The organism is Streptomyces sp. NPDC059534 (genome assembly GCF_042743475.1).
In the GTDB taxonomy this organism is placed as follows: Bacteria; Actinomycetota; Actinomycetes; order Streptomycetales; family Streptomycetaceae; genus Streptomyces.
Genome location: NZ_JBHWAQ010000154.1, coordinates 1 through 1,097, shown reverse-complemented (window position 1 = coordinate 1,097; position 1,097 = coordinate 1). Strand labels below are relative to the sequence as shown.

At 64.1% G+C, this 1,097-nt stretch carries 1 pseudogene; it reads left to right on the top strand.

Annotated elements, in window-relative coordinates:
* Positions 1-499: pseudogene (locus tag ACFVZH_RS40450) on the top strand (ISAzo13 family transposase); the annotation flags it as partial.
* Between the last annotated feature and the right edge of the window lie 598 nt (positions 500-1,097).

Genomic DNA, 1,097 nt, shown 5'->3' with positions numbered 1-1,097 from the left:
CTACGACATGGCCGCGAACACCGGCTGGGTCACCATCGGCACCGATCACGACACCTCGGCGTTCGCCGTCGCCTCGATCCGCCGCTGGTGGCAGGTCCGAGGCCGGCACGACTACCCCCGCGCTCGCCGACTGCTGATCACTGCCGACGGCTACCGCACCCGCGGCTGGAAGACCCACCTGGCCGACCTCGCCAGCGAAACGGGCCTGGAGATCACGGTGTGCCATCTGCCACCTGGCACATCGAAGTGGAACAAGATCGAGCACCGGCTGTTCTCCCACATCACCATGAACTGGCGTGGCAGGCCCTTGACCAGTCATGAAGTCATGCTGCGGACCATTGCCGCGACGACCAGCCGCACCGGTCTGACAGTGCACGCCGAACTCGACAGCGGTGAGTACCCCACCGGCATCCGCATCAGCAACGAGGTCATTGTGGCCCTGCCGATCATACGCCACCGCTTTCACGGAGACTGGAACTACACCTTCTACCCCGCAGACCACCGATCGTGTCCAGGCTTTCCCCAGCAACGCGGTCGGTCATCCGACGGCTCCGACTCCCTCACGCCTCATGACCTGCGACACCCGGAGCTGACCGGCATGTCCCGCAAGCAACTCAGCGACCTGACCCACATCTTGATCCCCGAGCTGGAAGAGCGCCGCGAGCAGGCCCGCCACGCAGCCCGCGGCGGACAACGCCGCGTCGCCCGTGGCACAGGCCGCAAACCGTCCTCACTCACGCCGACCAGATCCTGGTCACCATCCTCTGCCTGCGGAAACACACTCTCCAGGAACTTCTCGGCCAGCTCTTCAACACCACCGCGATGACTATCAGCCGTGCAGTGAAAGACGTCCGCCCGCTCCTGGAAGCCCACCGCGTCACCGTCCCCGCCTCCACAGCCTGTTTCCGCACCCCGAACGACATCGCCAGATTCCTCGAGCCTGATCAAAGCAAGATCAAACAAACGTGTTGATCCCCTGCAAGTCCTTAATCAGTTCGGCGTGGTTTTGTGCCGACTTTGTGGTGGGTGGGACGGCTGAACGGCGTTGTCAGGTTGAGTGAGCCGCCAGCGGGGTGATCCGATTCGAGGCGTGTCGG